Source organism: Pelatocladus sp. (genome assembly GCF_059505505.1).
In genome coordinates, this window is sequence record NZ_JCACKS010000225.1 from 14,503 (window position 1) to 35,361 (window position 20,859).

A 20,859-nucleotide genomic window follows, 5' to 3' on the forward strand; every position below is an offset into this window, starting at 1 on the left:
TTTTAACTAGGATCTAAGATTGAACCCATAAACAGAATGCTTCCAGTTTGGTTGTCACGCATCGCACAGAAAAACGGACGATCAACAATCATTTGGAATGGTTCATTAACAGGCAAAGATGTTTGAACTATACCCACAGAAGTAGTTGCAGCAGCTTCTGTTCCTTCTTCATTTACTTCCACAAAAGTTTTATGCTTAACTTCGCTAATTGCAAAGTTTTCCCCCATTTGAGAAAAATCGGCTTTGTTGCTGAAAGCCTCACCCATACCTAATGCTTGCAAAGCATCATTAAGCCTTACCTCATAATCTATCTTGAAGCGGGGTAAGCGAATCAAACCTTCTTGCTGGCTAAACTGAGACATCCATTTTTTCCAATTCTCAGTATTAAGATTTTGATAAAAAGATTTCAGACCAAAATTCTGTTTTGGGAGGAAAACATAAAAGCTGATTTTACCATCTTTCCCATAAGGTAAACTCACTGCTTGAAATTGCTCGTTTTCATAGTATTTATATCTACCTTTTTGTGACATCATCGGATGTTGTTTCGGATTATCAGATGTCAGAAAAAAAGGTTGTTGGGTAGTTTGTTGCTTGTCAAATTCGTTTGTCCATCTGCCTTTGAAATAAATGGCATTAATAATAAACAATACTTGATCTGGTTTGATGTTTTCAACAATTTTGTCAATTTTGCCACGAGTACTTTCCTTCACCCAATTATTAATAGTACCAATTGAGCCTGAATCTTGAAAGTTTAAATTTGTGACTTTTGCTTGATAAGAATTTTGAATTGTTTTCAGAAAATCAGGTTTAAAGCTAACTTCTTGATTTGCCCAAAGCGAGTTAGCAATACTTAATTGAATTTGTGGATCTGGATTCTCTAAAAGCTGTTTTAATGCTGTGTTAGAAGAATTAATTTCCTGGATACTTAATCCTTGCAATTCCAGTGCTTTTGCCATTATTTGCTGAGTACTGCCACTAGCACCATTGTAGGTAATATCTAAAGCGATCGCGATACTGGCAGGTGAAATAAACACATTTTTATTATTCTCTTGTTCGAGAACTTCTTCAAAAAGTTTGAAGCCAAATTTCGTATTGGCATTAATGAATTTAGTATCAGGCAAGACAGACTTTTGAGGAAGAGGAGATTCTGAGCGAGGTACACCAGATTGTGCAAAAACTTTTGTATTACTATTAACTTGAGTACATCCAATCACACCCATCAAAACTACACTAGCTGCTGCCAAAGCGTAGCGTCTTCCCAAACGAACAGCGTAACGTCTTTGTAGAAAACTTTCCCAAGCATTACCAAATTTCTGCTTCATTTTACCACACCAAAAGGCAGAGTCTATCTATTGACTATGACACTTCAAGGAACACAGCTATTTGGTGGTTACAGTTTTGGCAACAATTTTGTTAGGAATTGGGGATTCTCCTCTGGAGAATCCCCGATCCCTATTTTTTCGGTACAGTCCACCAAGCCAAAGCGTATGGCTGAGTGGCTTCGTTTGCTTGGTTGCGAAACTGGACGCGAATTTTATATTTATCGGTGGTGGGGACAGGACAAAAAATATGTTCTACGCTATCGACATCACTAGTAGAGGCGCAAACAGTCTCTGTGTCTCTATTTTGTGTCGCATCAGCTTTGACTAGATAGATATCAAGATTATTTAAACCGCGATCGCGAAAATTTTCCCCTGCATCAAATTGATTATTCTTATTTTTATCGTTCAGTTCTACTAGCCTGTCCCAAGCTAAGGTGATAGCCACAAAACTTTTCTGCTGTAACGGTCTGTCGAAAACATATTCCACTGATGAACCAGCATTGACAGTATCATAATTCCAACCAATGGCAGGTACAGATTGTGATGGTTTCCATTGACCTCCACTAAATTGCTGGTAAGCACGAAAAGCATTTAAATGACCAGCCCCCATCTGATTATTCAGAGGAACTTTGGGATTTTTATAAGCATCAGAAGTCAGCCAGTCTTGATTTTGTTTATTGATGAGTGTTCTGGTCATTCCTAGCCGCAAGCCATCGCCAGCATCTTGAATTTTGTCAGCAGAATTTAATAAAACAGCTTTCATAACTTCATTTTGGCGAGAAGCAGTACTCCAATTTGGTTGTTTTGTTCGTAATTGTTTGTCACCAAACTCTTGCAATAGAGCAACTGTAGCTGTCACATGTGGTGCTGCAAAACTTGTCCCTGTGACTTTATTAATTTTGCCATCAGGATTAAGCAAGGGAATATTACTACCAGGAGCCACTATACCAATTGTGCCACGGGAACCAAGATTAATTTCCTTGCCAGATAAACGGAGGGTCATCGCTTCAGTTGTCGCCACCAAATTGGAAACGTCTACTTTATTAAAAATTCCTCCCCGACGAGAGGAAAAAGCCACATTTACTCCATTAAAATTATCGGTAGGGATAGGAATTCCGCCTTTACCTTGGTTGCCAGCAATCACATATAAAACATTGTGAGCGCGAGTAGACCAATCAATACATTGGGTTAGTAAGGCGTTACCATCCAAAACAGCCTCCGGTCGCGGATCACGGTTTAGAGGTTCGCCAAAGCTAAAGTTGATGACACGAACGTCGCCACCATTTTGCAGTGCTACGTGCTGTGCAGATAAACATTCTTCTGGCTGTCCCATTTTTGTGGAACCTACAGCAGACGAATATAGCCGCGCCCCTGGGGCTACTCCTGGGAAGCCTTTATCTGTACTAACCATGACACCAGCAACATTGTAGGCGTGAGGGTCAACACCAGTATTTGACTTAGCGGGATTATTGCGTAAAAACACACCTGTTATATTGACAGAGCGATTTTTAGAAACTGCTTTGTCTACACCAAACTTACCAGGACGCCCAATTTCCACTTGACCAATGGCAATCTTGCGACCTGTGAGATTATACGGGGCTTTATGTAACTTCAGAACGTCAATACCGTTAGCGCTCATGGAAATTTCCAAAGCTAATACTGGCAGACTCAAACAAGAAGCACTTAATCCCCAAACGATCCAGCTAATTTTTTTTACCATAGTTATTTGTCATTTGTCATTGGTCATTGGTCATTGGTCATTGTTGTCCCCCTTGTCCCCTTCCCTTCTCCCTAAAAAAGCTCATACAAAACTTATGAGCATTTGCTCAAGTTTTGTTACAATAATTACAGAATAAGGACGCTTAAATATCCACTAGTCATGACCAAAACGCTATCTAACAAGCCGATTGTAATTGCTCCATCTATCCTATCAGCCGATTTTAGTCGTCTGGGAGAGGAAGTACGCGCCGTGGATGAGGCGGGAGCAGATTGGATTCATGTTGATGTAATGGATGGTCGCTTTGTACCTAATATTACGATAGGTCCTCTGGTAGTGGAGGCGATTCGTCCGGTTACGAAAAAACCACTGGATGTCCACTTAATGATTGTGGAACCAGAAAAATATGTTGCAGATTTTGCCAAAGCAGGTGCAGATATTATCTCTGTACATTGTGAACACAATGCATCGCCACACTTACATCGTACTTTGTGCCAAATTAAAGAATTTGGCAAGCAAGCTGGTGTTGTACTCAACCCATCTACACCTTTAGATTTGATTGAGTATGTGCTGGAAGTTTGCGATTTAGTGTTGATTATGAGTGTCAACCCTGGTTTTGGTGGTCAAAGTTTTATTCCAGGAGTTGTTCCCAAGATCCGTAAGCTGCGTCAAATGTGTGAGGAACGTGGTCTTGATCCTTGGATTGAAGTAGATGGTGGACTAAAAGCAAATAATACTTGGCAAGTTTTGGAAGCTGGAGCTAATGCAATTGTCGCTGGTTCAGCTGTGTTTAATGCTAAGGACTATGGCGAGGCGATCGCAGCTGTTCGTAATAGCAAGCGTCCCACACCAGAACTAGCACAAGTATAAGCTTAAGCTAGGCACTTATTGAAGCATCAAAGTGCTAACTATGAACTAATAAAAAAAAAGGGCGATTGAATAGCGATCGCCTTTTTTATGTATTTAAAATCTAGCCCAATCTGTTCCTTTCCACAAACTAAAGAACAGAAACGCAGAAACTAAAGCGCCAAGAATCCATTTTGTGGAAGTCTTAATTAAGTTTAGACCTCGCAAAGACTGGGTAGTTTCTGCTTGATCTTTGATTTGTGCTTTTGCTTTAGAAACTTGAGACAAAAGTTCATTCTTTACTTCTTCTGGTTTTTTCCCATATAGAGAACCACCTCGGCTTTTTAAAAGATTATCCAATTGTTCAGGAGTTGCTTCGCTGAGTTTCTGGTGTAATTGTTCAGCACGAGAAATTTGTTGTGTTGAGATATTATTGATTTGTGCGACATTTTCTTTATTCAAGCGGATGGTATTAGAAACTCCCAAAGGTATCATGAGTAAAAATAACGCTGCCAATAATAAAGTTAGCCCTGATAATAACTTTAAAATAGGAAATTCCCATCTGTTGCGCGAATGCAATTCCCCATAAAATACTAGTGCTAAACCAATTAAAGGTACAGGTACACGTTCAACTATTGCTCCTATAGTTTGGAATTCCCAAGCAGGGTTAAAAAAGTTTGATGGAACAAACATTGCTACCCAATCAAACAAAGATAATATTAACAAGCCGTAGCCAAGCGATCGCAGAATAGTGAGCGAACTTTCCTGGGTTAAGACAAACTGAGGAGAAGTAATTTTTTCAGTTTTCGATTTAGTCATAATTCCTTACAAAGTATTACAATGAAAATTGTATAAACAAAGCTTTAAGGTTTATGCAAACGAGAATGCCAATATTTGTACCAGGAAAACCACGCATTTTCTAGGACTTGATAAGCAACTTCTGGGGAAGAATTTTTTAATGGAATTGACATATGCGTCCAAAGACAGCGCTTGTCTTTTCTTAATTGTTCTCGACTTAGTAACCAGGGTAATAAACGTTGCCAAGGTTGATCTCTTCGCTGCTGATTTTGGTTAAATTGTGTATTAGTAAAAGTGCTATGACCATACATATTAATACAAGCACTGAGGTAGGCTTTTTGTTGTTCAACTCCTAAACCGTAATAACCTATATCTTCTTTTTGACGTACAACCGCAGACGCAGAAATTTTAGTATATTTTCTAATTAGTTGATTAACATCTCCTATTTTTACGTAACGCATTTCGATATATAAAGGCAATTCTTTACGTATATATTGATAATTTTTTTGGGATAACAATTCAGAATCATCTTGTAGATCATAAGTTAAACTTTTGGTAGATTTGAGTTGCCAGTGAGGTAAAGGTGGGGATTCTGAAAACACAAAAAAATTAGCAGGATTTTTAGACTGGATTGGCAGAATAAGAACTTGCCCCAATACCAACAAGACGTTGCTACAGCCTATAATTAACAATGAAATACGGATTTTTTTCCAAGTAATCATATTTTTATTATGACAACCGAGAATTTTTATTCCCAGATTCAGTTCGTCCTATTAAAAACCAACAGAATAAACCGAAAAGGAGTACAGAAATTATTGAAAATAAAAGAGAACCATTGCCACTATGCCAGTAATCAAAAGCATCCATATTATCTTTTGCTACGATGATGGCCATAAGTGCAACTCGTCCAGAATTAACAATAAATCCTACCGTAGCAGCTACAAGTGGCACGAGTATTTTCTGCTGCCAAGTTTGAGGAAACATTAACATAAAAAGTATTGCTAAACCGAGCATTTGAGAAATTAATTCTATACCAGAGCATCCACTAAGCACTTCTATACTGCCATTTGGTAGATAAACATTCACTCCAGAAAGAATAACTTCAAAGCCTGTATACCAAAGTATAAAAGCTGATAACTTGGCAGTTAGCAGTGTAAGCTTATAGATCCCCCATTTTGGTAATAACTTAGGTACATTGATAAAAAATAATGTTATTAACTCACCCGTATATTGCTTTAGTCCTTGAAAGCCAGAAGCTATTAAACCAAGTCCTAAGCCAAAAATAAAGGGTAAGGCATACAAAAAACCTCCTAAGCTAGTCATAGATGCACTCTTGAACAGTGCTATCCAGATGAGTGAGAAACCCAAAAAACTGGGTAAAATTCCACTTTCTAAACTTAAATTATCTCGTTTTTCCCAGATAAAAAAAGATACAGCTGCCCAAAACAAAAAACTAGTACTGCAAAGGTTGGGATTTTCTGCTCTCCAACTTAGCGTTAGGTGAATCACTATTAAGCCTGAACCTATGATTAAGAGCCAGAACTGAGGATGATCAAGTCGTATGACTTTAGCCAGTTTACTAGTTTTCATTGTCTAATTTAGTGGCAGCTTTTCTATGAATTTTTCAGGGAACATCCCAATTTTTGAAAAAGACTTGGCGAATATAATTCGCGGCTACACAAAACTTGCACCTGCTTACGTAGGTTACAATAAGTTCGCAAAAGCGGACTTGGTTTGTGAGCCAGTAACTTGAATTTTGTTCAAAAGTCAAATATCAGTATTAGAGGTTGTTTGAAAAGTGATTGGCTGTGACTTTAGGCACTTATTTATCCCCCCTAACCTCCCTTAAAAAGCAGGAAATAGAATCCAAGTCTCCCTTAAAAAGGGGGATTTAGGGGGAACACAAACGTTTTACTACCGACAAAAGGACTTTTAAAACATCCTCTTACAAGTTTGAAAATTTCCTTATTTATTTACATCTTTTTGTTGTTGCTTCTGCTTTCGATATAAAGCCAAGCCAATACTACTTGCTGTTACTGAACCAAAAATAGTTAGAGGTTCGGGAACAGCTTTAGTTTTTTTGTTGAAAGTAAAGTTATCTATCGCAAAATGCGTGCCACTTCCGTTATAGCCAGCGTTATTACCTCCAGAAGATGTAAACTTTAAAGAATCAATTCCCAAGAAATCAAATGTAAATAGTGTAGGAGTTTTTGTATTCACAACTACTGTCTGTGAATATTTCTTATCCCCGGATATTCCTCCCGTGTAACCTTCTACTAGCACAGTTAAATCATCATTCCAAGCTGATGTTAAATATGTACTATTAAAATCGAAAATATTATCAACCGTACTGATTACAGCAGGTTCACCAAAGCCATTGTAGGCTACGTTTTTTGGTGATACCGTTCCATTTACATAACCTGAAGGAACAAAAGAAGTTGTATCAAGATGATAAAAGTTTTCCCAATTCAATCCTGCATAGCCATTATCAATTGTGTTTTGAGATCCAGATAGATCGTCAAAGGTAACAGTGACAGCCTGAACCTGTTTTGTCTGAATTACCCCGACCACAATAGCAACAAATGTAGCTATGGTTGCAGTTTTCCGCAACTTCTTTCTTACCTGAGATTTGCTTGATATTGTGGCATAATCAAGCTTACCTCGGCTTTTTGCGAATTGAAACCCTGTCATTCAACTCACTCCTACAACATGATCAAAATCGATGGTAGATTTCCCTGGAGTGAGATTGTTTGCTTTCCGACTGTCGCAATTTAAAAATTACAGCGACAGAGGTTTGTTACCCTGTCGCGACGTAGACAGAAGGATTAAATCGTAATTTAGATTTACTAGGTCTTAGTAATAAGCGATACTAATTCTATAGTATAAATAAAGGCTCCTTATTTAATTTCATGAAAAGTTTATACTTACAAAAAAGAGGTTTTTTGATTGGAAGCACCCTCTGATAGGGCTTGTGAGAAATAACCTAGTTAGATGGCTAGATAAAATTTTCATAAAGTTACAGATGAAAATGTTGATAGACTTCACTTGCAGCGCGATGCACAAGGGAATGACGATAGACGAGAGATTTGAGATCATCGGCGTAACCACCGCCAATGACGCAAGCGACAGGATACCCAGCAGCAATACAAGTACTTAAAACTTGCATTTCCCGACGATAAATACCAGTGTCAGTCAGAGCTAATTTTCCCAAGCGATCGCCCACATGAGGATCTACACCTGCATCATAGAAAACCAAATCTGGCTTGACTTGAGACAACAAATCTGGTAAAAATGCTGCTAAAGTTTGTAGATATTCATCATCTTCCATTCCAATAGAAAGCGGAACATCCAAATCACTTTTTTGTTTAGTACCAGGAAAATTGACTTCGCAATGCATGGAAAAGGTAAAAACACTGTCATCATTTTGGAAAACAAATGCTGTTCCATCTCCTTGATGCACATCCAAATCTACAATTAGAATTTTTTGGACTAGTCCTAGTTTTTGCAAGACACGAGGGGCGATCGCTAAATCATTGAAAATGCAAAAACCAGAACCATAATTAGGAAAAGCATGATGAGTACCGCCAGCAGTATTGCAAGCTAAACCGTGATTCAGTGCTAACTTGGCAGTCATGATCGTACCACCTACCGCCACACAGGTACGATTGACTAAAGCCGAACTCCAAGGTAATCCAATCCGCCGTTGGGCTTTTGAGTCGAGGGTTCCTTCACAATAAGCTTGAACGTATTCTGGCGTGTGGACTAATTCTATTAATTCCTGTTGAGAACGTTCGGGGATATAAAATTGGGAAGGATACGCCACACCATCAGCCAGCAACAGTTCATAGAGTTGCTGAAATTTAGGCATAGGAAAACGATGTCCTTCAGGTAATGGCGCAACGTAATCTGAGTGATAAACCAACGGTAAGTCCATTTTTAGCTATTAGCTATTTCTATAGTTCAGTATGTATTAAAGTGTTTATTAATTACTATAAATTCAAATCAATCAGGAGTTTTGATGAGTAATTTATATGATGTGTTTGTCAGTCATGCAAGTGAAGATAAAGATATTTTTGTTAGAGAACTTGCTAGTAGGTTAAGACAAAAAGACTATCGTGTTTGGTATGATGAGTTGACTTTAAAGCTGGGAGACAGTTTACGTCGTTCAATAGATCAAGGTCTTTCACAATCAAAGTATGGAATTGTTGTATTAAGTCCTAATTTCTTCAGAAAAAAATGGACACAGCGAGAATTAGATGGGCTTGCTGCCAGAGAATATTAAAAATTAAACTCTTTAACATGAAGTTTAGGAGTAAACCATGAGTCCAAAAGATAGAAAAACCAAATCTGGATTTACAAGGGGGGAAAAATGTTAAATCAAGAAGTGAATGTATTAAGAAATACTGTCCTCCTCTATTGATCGCGGAAATGTCATTGAAATAAATAAAAAACACTACAATACTAGAATAATCATACAAAATCATCCAAAAAAATATTTGCTAAAGGCGATCGCAACTTAGTGCTTCACCACACAAAGTATGCGGATTTTGTAGTAAGCGCCTTCAATCCTCAAACTAGAGAGGAAAGAGAACTAAAGTCCTGACTACGAACTTTGCATCAGCCTAAATACTCAGAACAAATTATGATATAAAGAAAAGCTTTACTCATCTTAATAATGACTGTAAATACCCAGCAGCTACCGATAACGGCCATCTTTGAAAAACACTTTTGGACTTGGCAAGACTACAAAATTCAATACACCGTCGTGGGAACGGGTAAACCATTGGTTTTGGTTCACGGTTTTGGTGCTTGTATTGGACATTGGCGAAAAAATATCCCCGCTTTAGCCGATGCTGGCTATCAAGTATTTGCTCTTGATTTATTGGGATTTGGTGGTTCTGATAAAGCAGCCATTGATTATACAGTAGAAGTTTGGGTGGAACTACTTAAAGATTTTTGGAAAACCCATATTAACGAACCAGCCGTATTTATTGGTAACTCTATCGGCGCACTTTTAAGCTTGATGGTATTAGCCGAACATCCAGAAATTGTTGCGGGTGGTGTGTTGATTAACTCTGCGGGGGGTTTGAGTCATCGTCCCCACGAATTGAACCCACCATTACGAGTTGTGATGTCTGCTTTTAATAAACTAGTTGGTCATCCGATTACAGGGACATTCGTATTTAACCGCATTCGGCAAAAACATCAAATTCGCCGTACTCTCTACCAAGTTTATCGCGATCGCCAAGCTGTCACGGATGAATTGGTAGATATGCTTTATACACCATCTTGTGATCCAGGAGCGCAAAAAGTTTTTGCATCTATTCTTACCGCGCCTCCCGGTCCCAGAACTGAAGAACTATTACCGAAAGTCCAACATCCTCTGCTGGTAATTTGGGGTGCTGACGATCCTTGGACACCGATCACTGGTGCTAAAATTTATGATCAAGCGCGGGAGAATGGTAAAAATATCAAAATCGTCCCCATTCCTGGTGCTGGACATTGTCCCCATGATGAAGTACCGGATGTGGTGAATTCACAGATTGTCGAGTGGTTAAACTGCGCCATCAAATAAATTTGAGGCTAATAGCAAAAACCCACTTGAAGTGGGTTGAAATTATATCTTACACCTAGCCCTAAATTAAAATGTTGGTGGACTTCCTTATCAGGAAGCCGCTACACGTCGCGCTTGTGTAGTAGCGAATTATATTCGCCCAATACTTTTCAAACATGCTCTAAGAAGTTGTTTGAAAAGTGATTGGCTGTAATTTTAATTACATTATTACTCCCCTTATAAAGGAGAGAAATCCAGTTCCCTCCCCTTGTAAAGGGGAGGGTTAGGGTGGGGTAAAAAATATTTGATACATCAATCATGACTTTTCAAACATGCTCTAAGGGCAAGTTGAATCTGATTAATATTTCTCGAACTTCTTTGATGATAAATCAAGGAAAAAGTAAATATTTTGTATGCTTAAATATTTAAAATATTTAAGCATAATTATTGTATATACTCAGTGATTCTCTTAGATTTTAAAAGTTAGAAATTCTGCCGTAAATTCAACCTTGGCAAATTTGAAATCAACTTTAAAATCTTCAAAATCTAATTTAGTAGCACCACCACATACTTTCTCTATCTCTCCATCTGTTAAGTCTTCAAAAAGTTTCGATTCATGGGTAAAATCTTGTGTGGGTTGAAGATGTTTTTTTGGTTTTGTTTCTCGCATAGCTTATTTCTCCAAATAAAATAAAATCCTCATCTAATCATTATATAAAGTCAGATTTTTTAAAATTGATATACCACTTTCATGCAATCATAAACTATTAAAATTTTAAGATAATAACGATAATATAAAGTAATGGAAAAATATAATACTAATAGCAAATGCAAGTGCAATACTGCTACTGCATTTGGGGTTGTACCAGACGCGATATATCGCGTCTCTGGTGGGTTTAAATGTCAATCGATTTGTCTTATCCGAGCAGTATTGGATTTGCTTGTATATGTTCGCATCTGTTTGTAATATTGTTGACTAACTATCTGTACGTATTGTGTCATGATCTATAAATCAGTAGCTAACCTGGCTTTTCTCAGCACAAATTGCAGCGCTGTCTCTTCTCTAGAAATAATGTCAGCTTTTACCTGCATTCCTGATTGGATATGACACTGGCGCTCACCATTTCTAAATGTTAGACTTTGAGGTCGAATAGTCGCTGCAAAGTAGTTAAGAACAGAAGTTGTAGATCCTGATTTTGCTGCATCTATATTGTTGCTTGTGGATGTAATTGTGTCTGGAGAAACAACTTCAACAACCCCTTTGAGAGTTCCATAATCAGGATAAGGACAAGCATCAATTCGCAATTGTACTTTTTGACCAACTGCAACATTTTTGATCTCCTGAGTGGGAATTATTGCTTTAATGACAATAGGAGTATGATTAGGAGCAATTTCAGCGATTACCTCGCTCACTCGTAGCACTTGATCAGGGTTTCGCAAATTCAATTTGAGGATGATACCATTACTAGTTGCTCGCACAATAGTATCTTGCAGCTGATTTGCTACTTGCTGGAGTTCTTTTTGAGATTGTCCGAGTTGGTTTTGTATTTCAACTCGACGCTGAATCAAAGCTTGTTTTTCTTTTTTTAAAGAAGCGATAGTTGCTTTTCCTCTTGCAGTTTCTTGGGTAATGCGCTCTTGAGCGATCGCCACTGTGGCAGTGGTAGGATTAATAGCAGCTTTAGCTGATTCCACTTGAGCTTTGGCGATATCAACAGCTTTTTCTTCAGCTTCAAGTATGGCTTGAGTTTGTTTAACAACTAGCTTTTTCTGCTCAAAATCCCGATTCGCAATGGCACCAATTTGTGATAAATGTTGATAGCGATCGCGATCCATCTCTGCAAAGCTTAAATCAGCTTGAGCTTTTTGCAAGTTTGCTTGAGCTTTTTGCAAATTTGCTTGAGCTACAAGTAATTCGCTACTGGTGGTAATTTGTCGCTGTTGATATTCCCGTTGATTTCGTTCCAAATCTATTTTGGCAGAAGCTACTGTCCCGTCTGCTACTATTGCTTCAGCAAGAATTTGGGAATCTAAAGCTTTAATCTGAGCATTAATTTGGATTATTTGTAATTTATTCTGTTGGATATTACCTTGCAGTTGGTTATTTTTAATTTGTAATTGTTTATCTTCAAGATAAGCGATTACCTCTCCCTGTTTAACTAATTGATTTTCTTTAACCAAAATACTTTTAACAGTCCCTTCAATTTTCGATTGCACGAGGCGAATTTCTCCTGTAGGACGCACAACAGCACTAGCTTTTACCGTCACATTGTATTTAATCCATGAACACAGACTAATGCTAGCGACAATACTCCCGACAAGAAAAAATCCTGCTAAGGATGTCCAACGACTAACAGGGGGAAGAAACTCTTCATTTGAAGTTGATGGTAGAAGTTTTTGATTCTGAGTGTAGAGCATAATTACACGAATAAGTGTGAATAATTAAGGATTTAAAAATTTCACATGTTCTCCAGATTGACAGCGTAATTGCGCTAAAGAACCTTGAGTATTTAACTTCCCTTGATCTAGGACTATAATCCAGTCCGCACGATTAATTACCTGGGGACGGTGGGTAATCAAAATCGTGGTTTTACCGTAACGATGCTTCAGTAACTGATCTAGAACTTGCGCTTCACTGATTGGATCGAGTCCGCTAGTAGATTCATCCAAAATCAACACTGGTGGGTCTGTAACAATGGCTCTTGCTATTGCTAGACGTTGGCGTTGTCCACCAGAAATATTTGCCCCAAACTCACCCAAAACTGTTTGATATTTATTAGGAAGTTTACTAATAAAATCATCTGCTTCCGTAATTTGACAAGCTCTCACAATCTGCTCAAATGTAAGTTCAGGCGCTCCTAAACGAAAGTTTTCAATAATAGAGCGACTCCAAAAGTGAGCATCTTGGGGAACTAAAACTAATTGTTGACGTAGACAATCTAAACAGATATCTTCTAGATTATAAATTCCAATGCGGATATTTCCAGAATTAAGTGGATATAGACCCGCCATTATTTTAGCTAAAGTACTTTTACCACAACCAGATTTACCAATAATGGCGGTCACTTTACCAGCAGGAATTGTTAAATTAAAGTCGTTTAGTAGTTCAACTTGACCAGGGTAATAAAAGCTAACATTACTAAAGATAAGGTCAGCATCTTCAGAAATTGTAACAAACTGCTTTTTCCCATCATCTTGATTTTCTGGAGTGGTATCTATAACTTCTGCAAGGCGTTGTGTGGCAGTTTTTACTTTAGTAAATTCATCTATGAAAGTAATGACAGTAGCAATTAAGCTGACAAAATTACCATTCATGGAGTTAAATGCAAGTAGTTGCCCAATACTGAGATTTTCATCTGGATTAATTACTAAATTCCCACCAAACCAAAGCAAAGCAACACTACCAATTCCAGAAACTAAGGTAGAGAATATATTATTATTAATACTAATTTGCATCGTGCCTAGTGTCAGGATAGAAATTCGCCCAAATCGACTTTGTAATTCTTCCCAAAATTGTGGTGATGCTGTAGTAGTTTTGAGAATAAGCGCACTTTTAAAAGTTTCTACTAAAACACCTTGTGCTTCAGCTTCTGTAACTAAAAGATCACGAGTTTTTTGCTGTAGAGTGGGCTGAAAGATAATTGTAGATATCGCCATTAATATAGAAATGAAAAGAGCTATTATCGTCAATTTCCAAGTATAATAAGTCATTATTGCTAAAGAAATTATGGCAATAAAAAATTTACTAGGTAGACTAACAATAATTTGAGAAACTAGTTGATTAATCTGGTTAATATCTTGTAGCCGACTGACAATTTCTCCACTCCGACGAACTTCATAGTACAAGAGTGGTAATTGTAGAATTTGATGTCCAAATTCCAGAACTAGCCCCAATTGCAGACGTTGAGCAAAGTGAGCAATTAAGTTAGACTGTATCCAACATAAACTGCTAGAAATAACATTCATTACAACTACAGCGATCGCCATCGTAGTGAGAAGTTTTGTATCACCTCGAACTAGCACATCATCAGTGAGAATTTGTAATAGAAAAGGAGAAGCTAAAGATAGCAATCCCAAAATTAGATTCAGGGGTAAAGCTTGAGCTAAAATTGCCCGAAAATTCCAGATGCGCTTGAAGAAACGCCAAAAACCACCGATGCGATCGCTCTGTTGAGCATAAAATCTGATTGGATCTGGCTGTAATAAAAGCATCAACCAATCTGTCCAACCCTCTGCTAAATCTTGTGGAGACAGATACCGCAGTCCTACCGCAGGATCAGCAACTACATATTTCTTGCCTTTTTTACCATATAAAACTACCCAATGATGACATTTCCAATGAATAATTGCTGGTAAGGGTGCTTGATTGATTTGGTTTAAGATTTCAGGTGAAGTTTTAACAGGACGAACATTAAAACCGAGCCTTTCAGCACCTCGTTTTAGTCCCAACAAACTTGTTCCAAATTGTCCAGTACCTACGACTTCACGAATGTGGTTGAGAGTAAAATGACTTCCGTAATATTTTGTGATTGAAGCAAGACAAGCGGCGCCACAATCTTCTTTGCTATGTTGTAATACATGAGCATATTTCATAAAATTAAAATGCTTTTTAACTTTTATTTAATTAATGATTTTAATTAACAATATTTTGTTTAGTAATTTATAATATCTAAATTTTTATATAAAATAAATATAGAATTTATGCTTTTAAATTTAATTATTTAGTAAATTGCTTACATCTACAAATTATCTGGAATCTGTTATTTGTCAAGACTATATGCAACAAAGCTATTTCATTCTCATCCAGTCCGCCTCAGAATTGATTTGTGAGACTAGAACTAGAATAATCTCTAACTTTTGGCTACCCGGCTTCTCCAACCTTTGAACGGTGTTAAGCATTTTTAACTAGTGCAATTTAGTAAATGAGCATAATTGCCAAATACTAAAAAACACAGGAACAAAATATGCCAGACGAAATTTTAAGAAAAGACTTACCGGAAGTTGATCCTACTGAGGTTGAAGATTCCAGAACTGCGATCGCAGACGAACACAGATCGTTTCTGGAAAAAGTCATGGTCAGAGGTGGACTTGCTGATCCTTATGATGCTAGAGATTTGACTGAAGTTGTATTTCGCGTCATGCGTGATTTAATGACCACAAAAGCAGCAGATCAAGTCGAAGCCGAATTGCATGAACCCGCCTACACTACAGAAGAGAAAGAACTCCAGAACCTAAAAGTAGCCGAACTCTGGCGAGATACCAATCCTATCGTGGGCTTTTTGAGCCGGGTACGTCCACCTTGGCAAGGCCCTGGTATCTTCAAAATTGATAGCGATCGCTTCCTCTTCCGAGTAGCAAACGAGGGAGGATTACCACGCACAGCTGATCGTGAGCAAGTCGTAAAAGCTGTATTCTCTGCTACCAAAGAAGAACTTTCCGAAGAGCGCATTCAGGAAATTGCCAGCTGGCTTCCTGGTCACGTGCGCGAACTTTGGGAACAGGCGTAGTTGGAGATTGGGGATCGCGGACAACTAATCAGTTATCAGTTATCAGTTATCAAATTAAACTGGTAACAGTTAACTGATTCATTCCCGATTCCCGAACGCGAGTGCGTCTCCTCTGGAGAATCCCCAATTCCCAATGAATCAAACAGTACGATTGTTCTATTTGGGCAAGTCAACGCTAGTATTATTAAGGACTGTTTTGTGCTGCCCCATATTTATTAGCCTGTTGATATGTCAGAAACTCAGTTTGCTGCATCCCTAAATGGACACCTTCCCCATCCCAATCCCAACAGCTCCAATACAATTAGGATTCGGGGTGCTAGGCAGCATAACCTAAAAAATATTGATTTAGAATTACCACGCGATCGCCTGATTGTTTTTACGGGTGTGTCTGGTTCTGGTAAGTCTTCTTTAGCATTTGATACAATTTTTGCTGAAGGACAGCGCCGTTATGTGGAATCTCTGAGTGCTTACGCTCGGCAATTTTTAGGTCAGATGGATAAGCCGGATGTGGAGTCAATTGAAGGGTTGAGTCCAGCGATTTCCATTGATCAAAAATCAACTTCTCATAATCCCCGTTCGACAGTGGGAACGGTGACGGAGATTTACGACTATCTGCGGTTATTGTTTGGACGAGCGGGAGAACCCCATTGTCCGATTTGCGATCGCTGTATTGCTCCCCAAACTATCGATGAGATGGTGGATCGGATTATGGAATTGAGCGATCGCACCCGCTTTCAAATTCTCGCACCTGTGGTACGAGGGAAAAAAGGTACTCATAAAAAGCTGTTATCTAGTCTCGCTTCCCAAGGTTTTGTGCGTGTGCGTATCGATGGGGAAGTGCGGGAACTTTCAGACGCGATTGAGTTAGATAAAAATTTTACACATACGATTGAAGTTGTCATCGACCGTTTGCTGAAAAAAGACGGTATGCAAGAGCGTTTGGTCGATTCACTGTCTACGTGTTTAAAACTATCCGAAGGTATAGCAGTAATTCTTTTTACTCCAAATTCTGAGGAAACCCCCTCTGGTGAAGGCGGGGGGTCTAACAATGACGAAGAATTAGTTTTTTCCGAAAACTTTGCTTGTCCAGAACATGGTGCAGTGATGGAGGAATTATCACCGCGCTTGTTCTCGTTTAACTCGCCCTACGGTGCTTGTCCCAATTGTCATGGACTTGGCACTTTAAAAACATTTTCGCCGGAGTTGGTAGTACCTGACCCGGAAGCACCTTTATATGCTGCGATCGCGCCTTGGTCGGAAAAGGATAATTCTTATTATTTAGAGTTGCTGTATGATTTGAGTCAAGCTTACGGATTCGAGTTGCAGACACAATGGCAAAAGTTGACTGAAGAACAGCAGCAGATAATTTTATATGGAGAAGAAACCGCACAAGCTCAGAAAAAACAAATTTTTAGAGGGGTAATTCCCATATTGCAGCGTCAATATGAGGCAGGTACGGAGTTAGTTAAGCAAAAATTGGAACAATATTTAATTGATCAACCCTGTCCAGTGTGTGGCGGAAAGCGTTTGAAGCCCGAAGCTTTGGCGGTGCAATTGGGACAGTACCGAGTTCTAGATTTGACGGGGGTGTCAATTCGTGAGTGTCGCCAGAGAGTAGATCAATTAAAGTTGAGCGATCGCCAAATGCAGATTGCAGATTTGGTGTTGCGAGAAATTCGGGCGAGATTGCAGTTTTTGTTGGATGTGGGGTTGGATTATTTAACTTTAGATCGTCCGGCGATGACGCTTTCGGGTGGAGAAGCGCAACGCATTCGTTTGGCAACACAAATCGGCTCTGGGTTGACTGGTGTATTATACGTTTTAGATGAACCAAGTATTGGTTTGCATCAACGCGATAATGGTAGGTTACTGCAAACTTTAACGAAGTTGCGGGATTTGGGGAATACGTTAATTGTCGTTGAGCATGACGAAGAAACGATTCGGGCTGCTGATCATATAGTTGATATTGGGCCGGGTGCAGGTATTCACGGCGGTAATATAATTGCTGAGGGTGATTTACAAGCTTTATTAAAAGCAGAAAATTCTTTGACGGGTGCGTATTTATCGGGAAGGCGAGTGATTCAAACTCCTGCAAATAGGAGAGAAGGAAATGGGATAAGTTTAGTTATTAAAAATGCTTGTCGCAACAACCTGAGAAATATAGATGTGGAGATTCCCCTCGGTAAACTCGTCGCTGTCACAGGTGTTTCTGGTTCTGGGAAGTCAACTTTAATTAATGAATTACTTTACCCAGCATTGCAACATCACCTTTTTCGTAAGGTTCCTTTACCAAAAGAAATTGATGGAATTAAGGGATTGAGTGCAGTTGATAAAGCGATCGTTATTGATCAATCACCTATCGGTAGGACACCTCGTTCTAACCCAGCGACTTACACAGGTATTTTTGATGTGATTCGTGATACCTTTTCAGCTACCATTGAAGCGAAAGCGAGGGGTTATAAACCAGGACAATTTTCTTTTAATGTCAAAGGTGGACGTTGTGAAGCTTGTAGCGGACAAGGTGTGAATGTCATTGAAATGAATTTTCTCCCGGATGTGTATGTGCAGTGTGAAGTCTGCAAAGGTGCAAGATACAACCGCGAAACATTGCAAGTAAAATACAAAGACAAATCTATTGCTGATGTTTTGAATATGACGGTTGAAGAAGCTTTGGAGTTTTTCCAGAATATTCCCAAAGCTGTTAACCGCTTGCAAACTTTAGTAGATGTTGGCTTGGGTTACATTCATTTAGGACAACCCGCAACAACTTTGTCTGGTGGGGAAGCACAGCGAGTCAAGTTAGCAACAGAATTATCACGTCGCGCAACAGGAAAAACTCTTTATTTAATTGATGAACCAACCACAGGTTTATCTTTTTATGATGTCCACAAATTATTAGATGTGTTGCAAAGATTAGTAGACAAAGGTAATTCGATTTTGGTGATTGAACACAACTTAGATGTGATTCGTTGTGCCGATTGGGTGATAGATTTGGGACCAGAAGGTGGCGATAAAGGCGGAGAAATTATTGCCAAAGGTACGCCAGAAGAAGTTGCAGAGAATCCTAAGTCGTATACTGGACAGTATTTGAAGCATGTGTTGCAGCAGTATCCGCCAGTAGCTTTGGCGAATTGAATAAGTAGGTAGGGTGGGGAGAGCGATCGGGTTTAATATCAAGTTCGGATGATTAGTTATATTTCCCACAGTCATTGCACCCCACCCCCAACCCCTCCCCGCGTGCGGGGAGGGGCGGTTTTGGCGTTAGACAAAACCGGGGTGGGGTTCAAAGGGAATTATAAGTAATCAAGCGAACCTGATATGAAACCAGAAATTCCAGGTTTGAAACAACAAACTTCTAGGTTGAAACGAGAAACTTCCAGCTTGAAACAACAAACTTCTAGGTTGAAACGAGAAACTTCCAGCTTGAAACAACAAACTTCTAGCTTGAAACAAGAAATTCCAGGTTTGAAACAACAAACTTCTAGCTTGAAACAAGAAATTCCAGGTTTGAAACAACAAACTTCTAGCTTGAAACGAGAAACTTCGAGTTCAGAACTTGATAACTGTTATACCATTTCACGTTAATCACGATCCATATAAATTTGTAGAGACGCGAAATTTCGCGTCTCTACACCGCCTGTATTTGTACCAAGGTTTTAGTGAAATGGTATTAACTGTTCACTGATATCTTGCACCAACCCCATATCCCGCCTCAGAATTAAGGAATGAGGCTAATAGCATAAGTCCATTAAAACGGGCTCAAACACCGTCCTAGTCAGATTTATCTGACTTTAGCTATTAGCCAATAAATTTATTTATTGGCGGGATGAAAAGCTGATGCAAGATATGATTTTACTCAAAAATTATATTTTTCTTGATATATCTCAGTATAATTGCGAAAAGCTGCAAGTTTGATTTGTAGCTTTTTTTATTGCCATATATTTTCACAATTTTCAGCAACACACTCTTTTATATAAAATGAAGTACTTGTATACACTGCCACCTGTATTCATCGGCGTATCGATGGTTTTGGTGCAATCACAAGTTGCAGTCGCTTTATCTCAGCAACAGGTGGAAAGCATTGGTAAAGAAATTACTGTGCGAATTGTCGATACTCAAGATCCAACTGTTTCTGGTTCGGGTGTTTTGATTAAACATTCTGGCAACACTTACACAGTTTTGACTGCTTATCATGTGATGAAAGATGGTGGTAAGTACGAAATTATGACGCCAGATACACAAACCAATCAGGTTAAATCTGTCAAACGCTTACCAGATGTTGATTTGGCTGTGGTTGAGTTTAGTAGTAGCAAGGATTATAAACTTGCCAAGATTGGGAATTCTGACAAGGCTACATCTAGTACGAGTGTATATGTAGCAGGGTTTCCGGGCAGAACAGCAGCAATTTCTAATCCGCAGTTATTTTTCAACAAAGGACAAGTTCAAGCTAACGGTGCGGCGCAGCGTGATGGTTACAACATTCTCTACGATAACGATACTTTGAGTGGTATGAGTGGTGGGGCTGTGCTAAATGAACAGGGGGAAGTGGTAGCAATTCACGGCAGAGTTGATGAACAAGAAATTGGTGAGAAAAGTCAGAGTAAGATTATTACGGGTTTAGGGACTACTATTTATTCAGCGTTGCGGCAAATGTTAGCTGTGGGTGTAGATGTGGGAGTGCGCCCACCGGATGTTGTGGCGACTGGGCTGAAAGCAGATGACTTCTTTATCAAAGCTAACGATAAGTATGATCAAAAAGATTACAAGGGGGCAATAGCTGATTTAACAGAAGCGATTCGTCTCAATCCCAACTATGCCGATGCCTACTACAACCGGGGTGTAGTCCGCTCGGATTTGGGAGACCATAAAGGGGCTATAGCTGATTACAATCAAGCTCTCAAAATTAATCCCAACTTAGCCCAAGCCTACTACAACAGGGGTGTAGCCCGCTATGAATTGGGAGACCATAAAGGGGCTATAGCTGATTACAACCAAGCTCTCAAAATTAATCCCAACTTAGCCCAAGCCTACTACAACAGGGGTGTAGCCCGCTATGAATTGGGAGACCATAAAGGGGCTATAGCTGATTACAACCAAGCTCTCAAAATTAATCCC

At 38.9% G+C, this 20,859-nt stretch carries 17 protein-coding genes; 7 read left to right on the forward strand and 10 right to left on the reverse strand.

What is annotated here, in order from left to right; translation table 11 throughout:
• Window positions 1–2: 2 nt before the first annotated feature.
• Together AC5JMK_RS21140 and AC5JMK_RS21145 are read right to left on the reverse strand one after the other, a co-directional pair.
• Window positions 3–1,322: a serpin family protein gene (locus AC5JMK_RS21140; protein ID WP_096672990.1), complete on the reverse strand. Its 1,320-nt coding sequence runs from the start codon at window positions 1,320–1,322 to the stop codon at window positions 3–5.
• 130 nt (window positions 1,323–1,452) lie between these two features.
• Window positions 1,453–3,042 (reverse strand): S8 family serine peptidase, encoded by a 1,590-nt coding sequence (locus AC5JMK_RS21145; protein ID WP_096672989.1) that lies wholly within the window; start codon window positions 3,040–3,042, stop codon window positions 1,453–1,455.
• A gap of 159 nt (window positions 3,043–3,201) precedes the next feature.
• Between AC5JMK_RS21145 and rpe the strand changes: the two genes are divergently transcribed.
• A complete protein-coding gene (gene rpe, locus AC5JMK_RS21150; RefSeq protein WP_096672987.1) occupies window positions 3,202–3,909 on the forward strand; it encodes a ribulose-phosphate 3-epimerase in 708 nt (235 codons plus the stop codon).
• Window positions 3,910–4,002: 93 nt separating this feature from the next.
• Here rpe and hpsJ-A read toward each other — a convergent pair whose 3' ends face one another.
• The 5 genes from hpsJ-A to AC5JMK_RS21175 form a co-directional block, all read right to left on the reverse strand.
• Complete coding sequence (gene hpsJ-A, locus AC5JMK_RS21155) at window positions 4,003–4,704, reverse strand: HpsJ-like protein, cyanoexosortase A-associated (RefSeq protein WP_495910961.1); 702 nt, start codon at window positions 4,702–4,704, stop codon at window positions 4,003–4,005.
• A 44-nt stretch (window positions 4,705–4,748) separates the two neighbouring features.
• Window positions 4,749–5,405: a cyanoexosortase A system-associated protein gene (locus AC5JMK_RS21160; protein ID WP_495910962.1), complete on the reverse strand. Its 657-nt coding sequence runs from the start codon at window positions 5,403–5,405 to the stop codon at window positions 4,749–4,751.
• A gap of 7 nt (window positions 5,406–5,412) precedes the next feature.
• The gene (gene crtA, locus AC5JMK_RS21165) at window positions 5,413–6,273 is read right to left on the reverse strand and encodes a cyanoexosortase A (RefSeq protein WP_495910963.1); all 861 of its coding nucleotides are present in this window, start codon (window positions 6,271–6,273) and stop codon (window positions 5,413–5,415) included.
• Window positions 6,274–6,648: 375 nt separating this feature from the next.
• Window positions 6,649–7,374 carry a PEP-CTERM sorting domain-containing protein gene (locus tag AC5JMK_RS21170; RefSeq protein ID WP_096672979.1) on the reverse strand — a complete coding sequence of 242 codons (726 nt, stop codon included), beginning with the start codon at window positions 7,372–7,374 and terminating at the stop codon, window positions 6,649–6,651.
• Between the two features lie 325 nt (window positions 7,375–7,699).
• The gene (locus AC5JMK_RS21175; protein ID WP_096672977.1) at window positions 7,700–8,617 is read right to left on the reverse strand and encodes a histone deacetylase family protein; all 918 of its coding nucleotides are present in this window, start codon (window positions 8,615–8,617) and stop codon (window positions 7,700–7,702) included.
• An 84-nt stretch (window positions 8,618–8,701) separates the two neighbouring features.
• On the opposite strand from AC5JMK_RS21175, the gene AC5JMK_RS21180 reads away from it, so the two are divergent.
• Together AC5JMK_RS21180 and AC5JMK_RS21185 are read left to right on the forward strand one after the other, a co-directional pair.
• Window positions 8,702–8,965, forward strand: coding sequence for a toll/interleukin-1 receptor domain-containing protein (locus tag AC5JMK_RS21180; protein WP_096672975.1), 264 nt, complete (start codon window positions 8,702–8,704; stop codon window positions 8,963–8,965).
• 393 nt (window positions 8,966–9,358) lie between these two features.
• A complete protein-coding gene (locus tag AC5JMK_RS21185) occupies window positions 9,359–10,258 on the forward strand; it encodes an alpha/beta fold hydrolase (protein ID WP_495910964.1) in 900 nt (299 codons plus the stop codon).
• A gap of 448 nt (window positions 10,259–10,706) precedes the next feature.
• Here the strand turns inward: AC5JMK_RS21185 and AC5JMK_RS21190 are convergent, their stop codons facing one another.
• The 3 genes from AC5JMK_RS21190 to AC5JMK_RS21200 form a co-directional block, all read right to left on the reverse strand.
• A complete protein-coding gene (locus tag AC5JMK_RS21190; RefSeq protein ID WP_495910965.1) occupies window positions 10,707–10,907 on the reverse strand; it encodes a hypothetical protein in 201 nt (66 codons plus the stop codon).
• Window positions 10,908–11,242: 335 nt separating this feature from the next.
• Window positions 11,243–12,655, reverse strand: a complete 1,413-nt coding sequence (locus AC5JMK_RS21195; RefSeq protein WP_495910966.1) for a beta-barrel domain-containing protein — start codon at window positions 12,653–12,655, stop codon at window positions 11,243–11,245.
• A 24-nt stretch (window positions 12,656–12,679) separates the two neighbouring features.
• The gene (locus AC5JMK_RS21200) at window positions 12,680–14,830 is read right to left on the reverse strand and encodes a peptidase domain-containing ABC transporter (protein ID WP_495910967.1); all 2,151 of its coding nucleotides are present in this window, start codon (window positions 14,828–14,830) and stop codon (window positions 12,680–12,682) included.
• Window positions 14,831–15,201: 371 nt separating this feature from the next.
• On the opposite strand from AC5JMK_RS21200, the gene AC5JMK_RS21205 reads away from it, so the two are divergent.
• The 4 genes from AC5JMK_RS21205 to AC5JMK_RS21220 all read left to right on the forward strand — a co-directional run.
• Window positions 15,202–15,744 (forward strand): DUF2267 domain-containing protein, encoded by a 543-nt coding sequence (locus AC5JMK_RS21205; protein WP_096672965.1) that lies wholly within the window; start codon window positions 15,202–15,204, stop codon window positions 15,742–15,744.
• Window positions 15,745–15,972: 228 nt separating this feature from the next.
• Complete coding sequence (uvrA, locus tag AC5JMK_RS21210; protein ID WP_495910968.1) at window positions 15,973–18,879, forward strand: excinuclease ABC subunit UvrA; 2,907 nt, start codon at window positions 15,973–15,975, stop codon at window positions 18,877–18,879.
• Window positions 18,880–19,062: 183 nt separating this feature from the next.
• The gene (locus AC5JMK_RS21215) at window positions 19,063–19,329 is read left to right on the forward strand and encodes a hypothetical protein (RefSeq protein ID WP_495910969.1); all 267 of its coding nucleotides are present in this window, start codon (window positions 19,063–19,065) and stop codon (window positions 19,327–19,329) included.
• Window positions 19,330–19,722: 393 nt separating this feature from the next.
• Window positions 19,723–20,859, forward strand: a 1,137-nt coding sequence (locus AC5JMK_RS21220; protein WP_495910970.1) for a tetratricopeptide repeat-containing S1 family peptidase, incomplete at its 3' end; no start/stop codon positions are given.

What these genes read in the sequence shown, in the direction of transcription:
- AC5JMK_RS21140 (WP_096672990.1), bottom strand. Translation starts at nt 1,322, where the DNA reads ATGAAGCAGAAATTTGGTAATGCTTGGGAAAGTTTTCTACAAAGACGT.
- AC5JMK_RS21145 (WP_096672989.1), bottom strand. Translation starts at nt 3,042, where the DNA reads ATGGTAAAAAAAATTAGCTGGATCGTTTGGGGATTAAGTGCTTCTTGT.
- rpe (WP_096672987.1), top strand. Translation starts at nt 3,202, where the DNA reads ATGACCAAAACGCTATCTAACAAGCCGATTGTAATTGCTCCATCTATC.
- hpsJ-A (WP_495910961.1), bottom strand. Translation starts at nt 4,704, where the DNA reads ATGACTAAATCGAAAACTGAAAAAATTACTTCTCCTCAGTTTGTCTTA.
- AC5JMK_RS21160 (WP_495910962.1), bottom strand. Translation starts at nt 5,405, where the DNA reads ATGATTACTTGGAAAAAAATCCGTATTTCATTGTTAATTATAGGCTGT.
- crtA (WP_495910963.1), bottom strand. Translation starts at nt 6,273, where the DNA reads ATGAAAACTAGTAAACTGGCTAAAGTCATACGACTTGATCATCCTCAG.
- AC5JMK_RS21170 (WP_096672979.1), bottom strand. Translation starts at nt 7,374, where the DNA reads ATGACAGGGTTTCAATTCGCAAAAAGCCGAGGTAAGCTTGATTATGCC.
- AC5JMK_RS21175 (WP_096672977.1), bottom strand. Translation starts at nt 8,617, where the DNA reads ATGGACTTACCGTTGGTTTATCACTCAGATTACGTTGCGCCATTACCT.
- AC5JMK_RS21180 (WP_096672975.1), top strand. Translation starts at nt 8,702, where the DNA reads ATGAGTAATTTATATGATGTGTTTGTCAGTCATGCAAGTGAAGATAAA.
- AC5JMK_RS21185 (WP_495910964.1), top strand. Translation starts at nt 9,359, where the DNA reads ATGACTGTAAATACCCAGCAGCTACCGATAACGGCCATCTTTGAAAAA.
- AC5JMK_RS21190 (WP_495910965.1), bottom strand. Translation starts at nt 10,907, where the DNA reads ATGCGAGAAACAAAACCAAAAAAACATCTTCAACCCACACAAGATTTT.
- AC5JMK_RS21195 (WP_495910966.1), bottom strand. Translation starts at nt 12,655, where the DNA reads ATGCTCTACACTCAGAATCAAAAACTTCTACCATCAACTTCAAATGAA.
- AC5JMK_RS21200 (WP_495910967.1), bottom strand. Translation starts at nt 14,830, where the DNA reads ATGAAATATGCTCATGTATTACAACATAGCAAAGAAGATTGTGGCGCC.
- AC5JMK_RS21205 (WP_096672965.1), top strand. Translation starts at nt 15,202, where the DNA reads ATGCCAGACGAAATTTTAAGAAAAGACTTACCGGAAGTTGATCCTACT.
- uvrA (WP_495910968.1), top strand. Translation starts at nt 15,973, where the DNA reads ATGTCAGAAACTCAGTTTGCTGCATCCCTAAATGGACACCTTCCCCAT.
- AC5JMK_RS21215 (WP_495910969.1), top strand. Translation starts at nt 19,063, where the DNA reads ATGAAACCAGAAATTCCAGGTTTGAAACAACAAACTTCTAGGTTGAAA.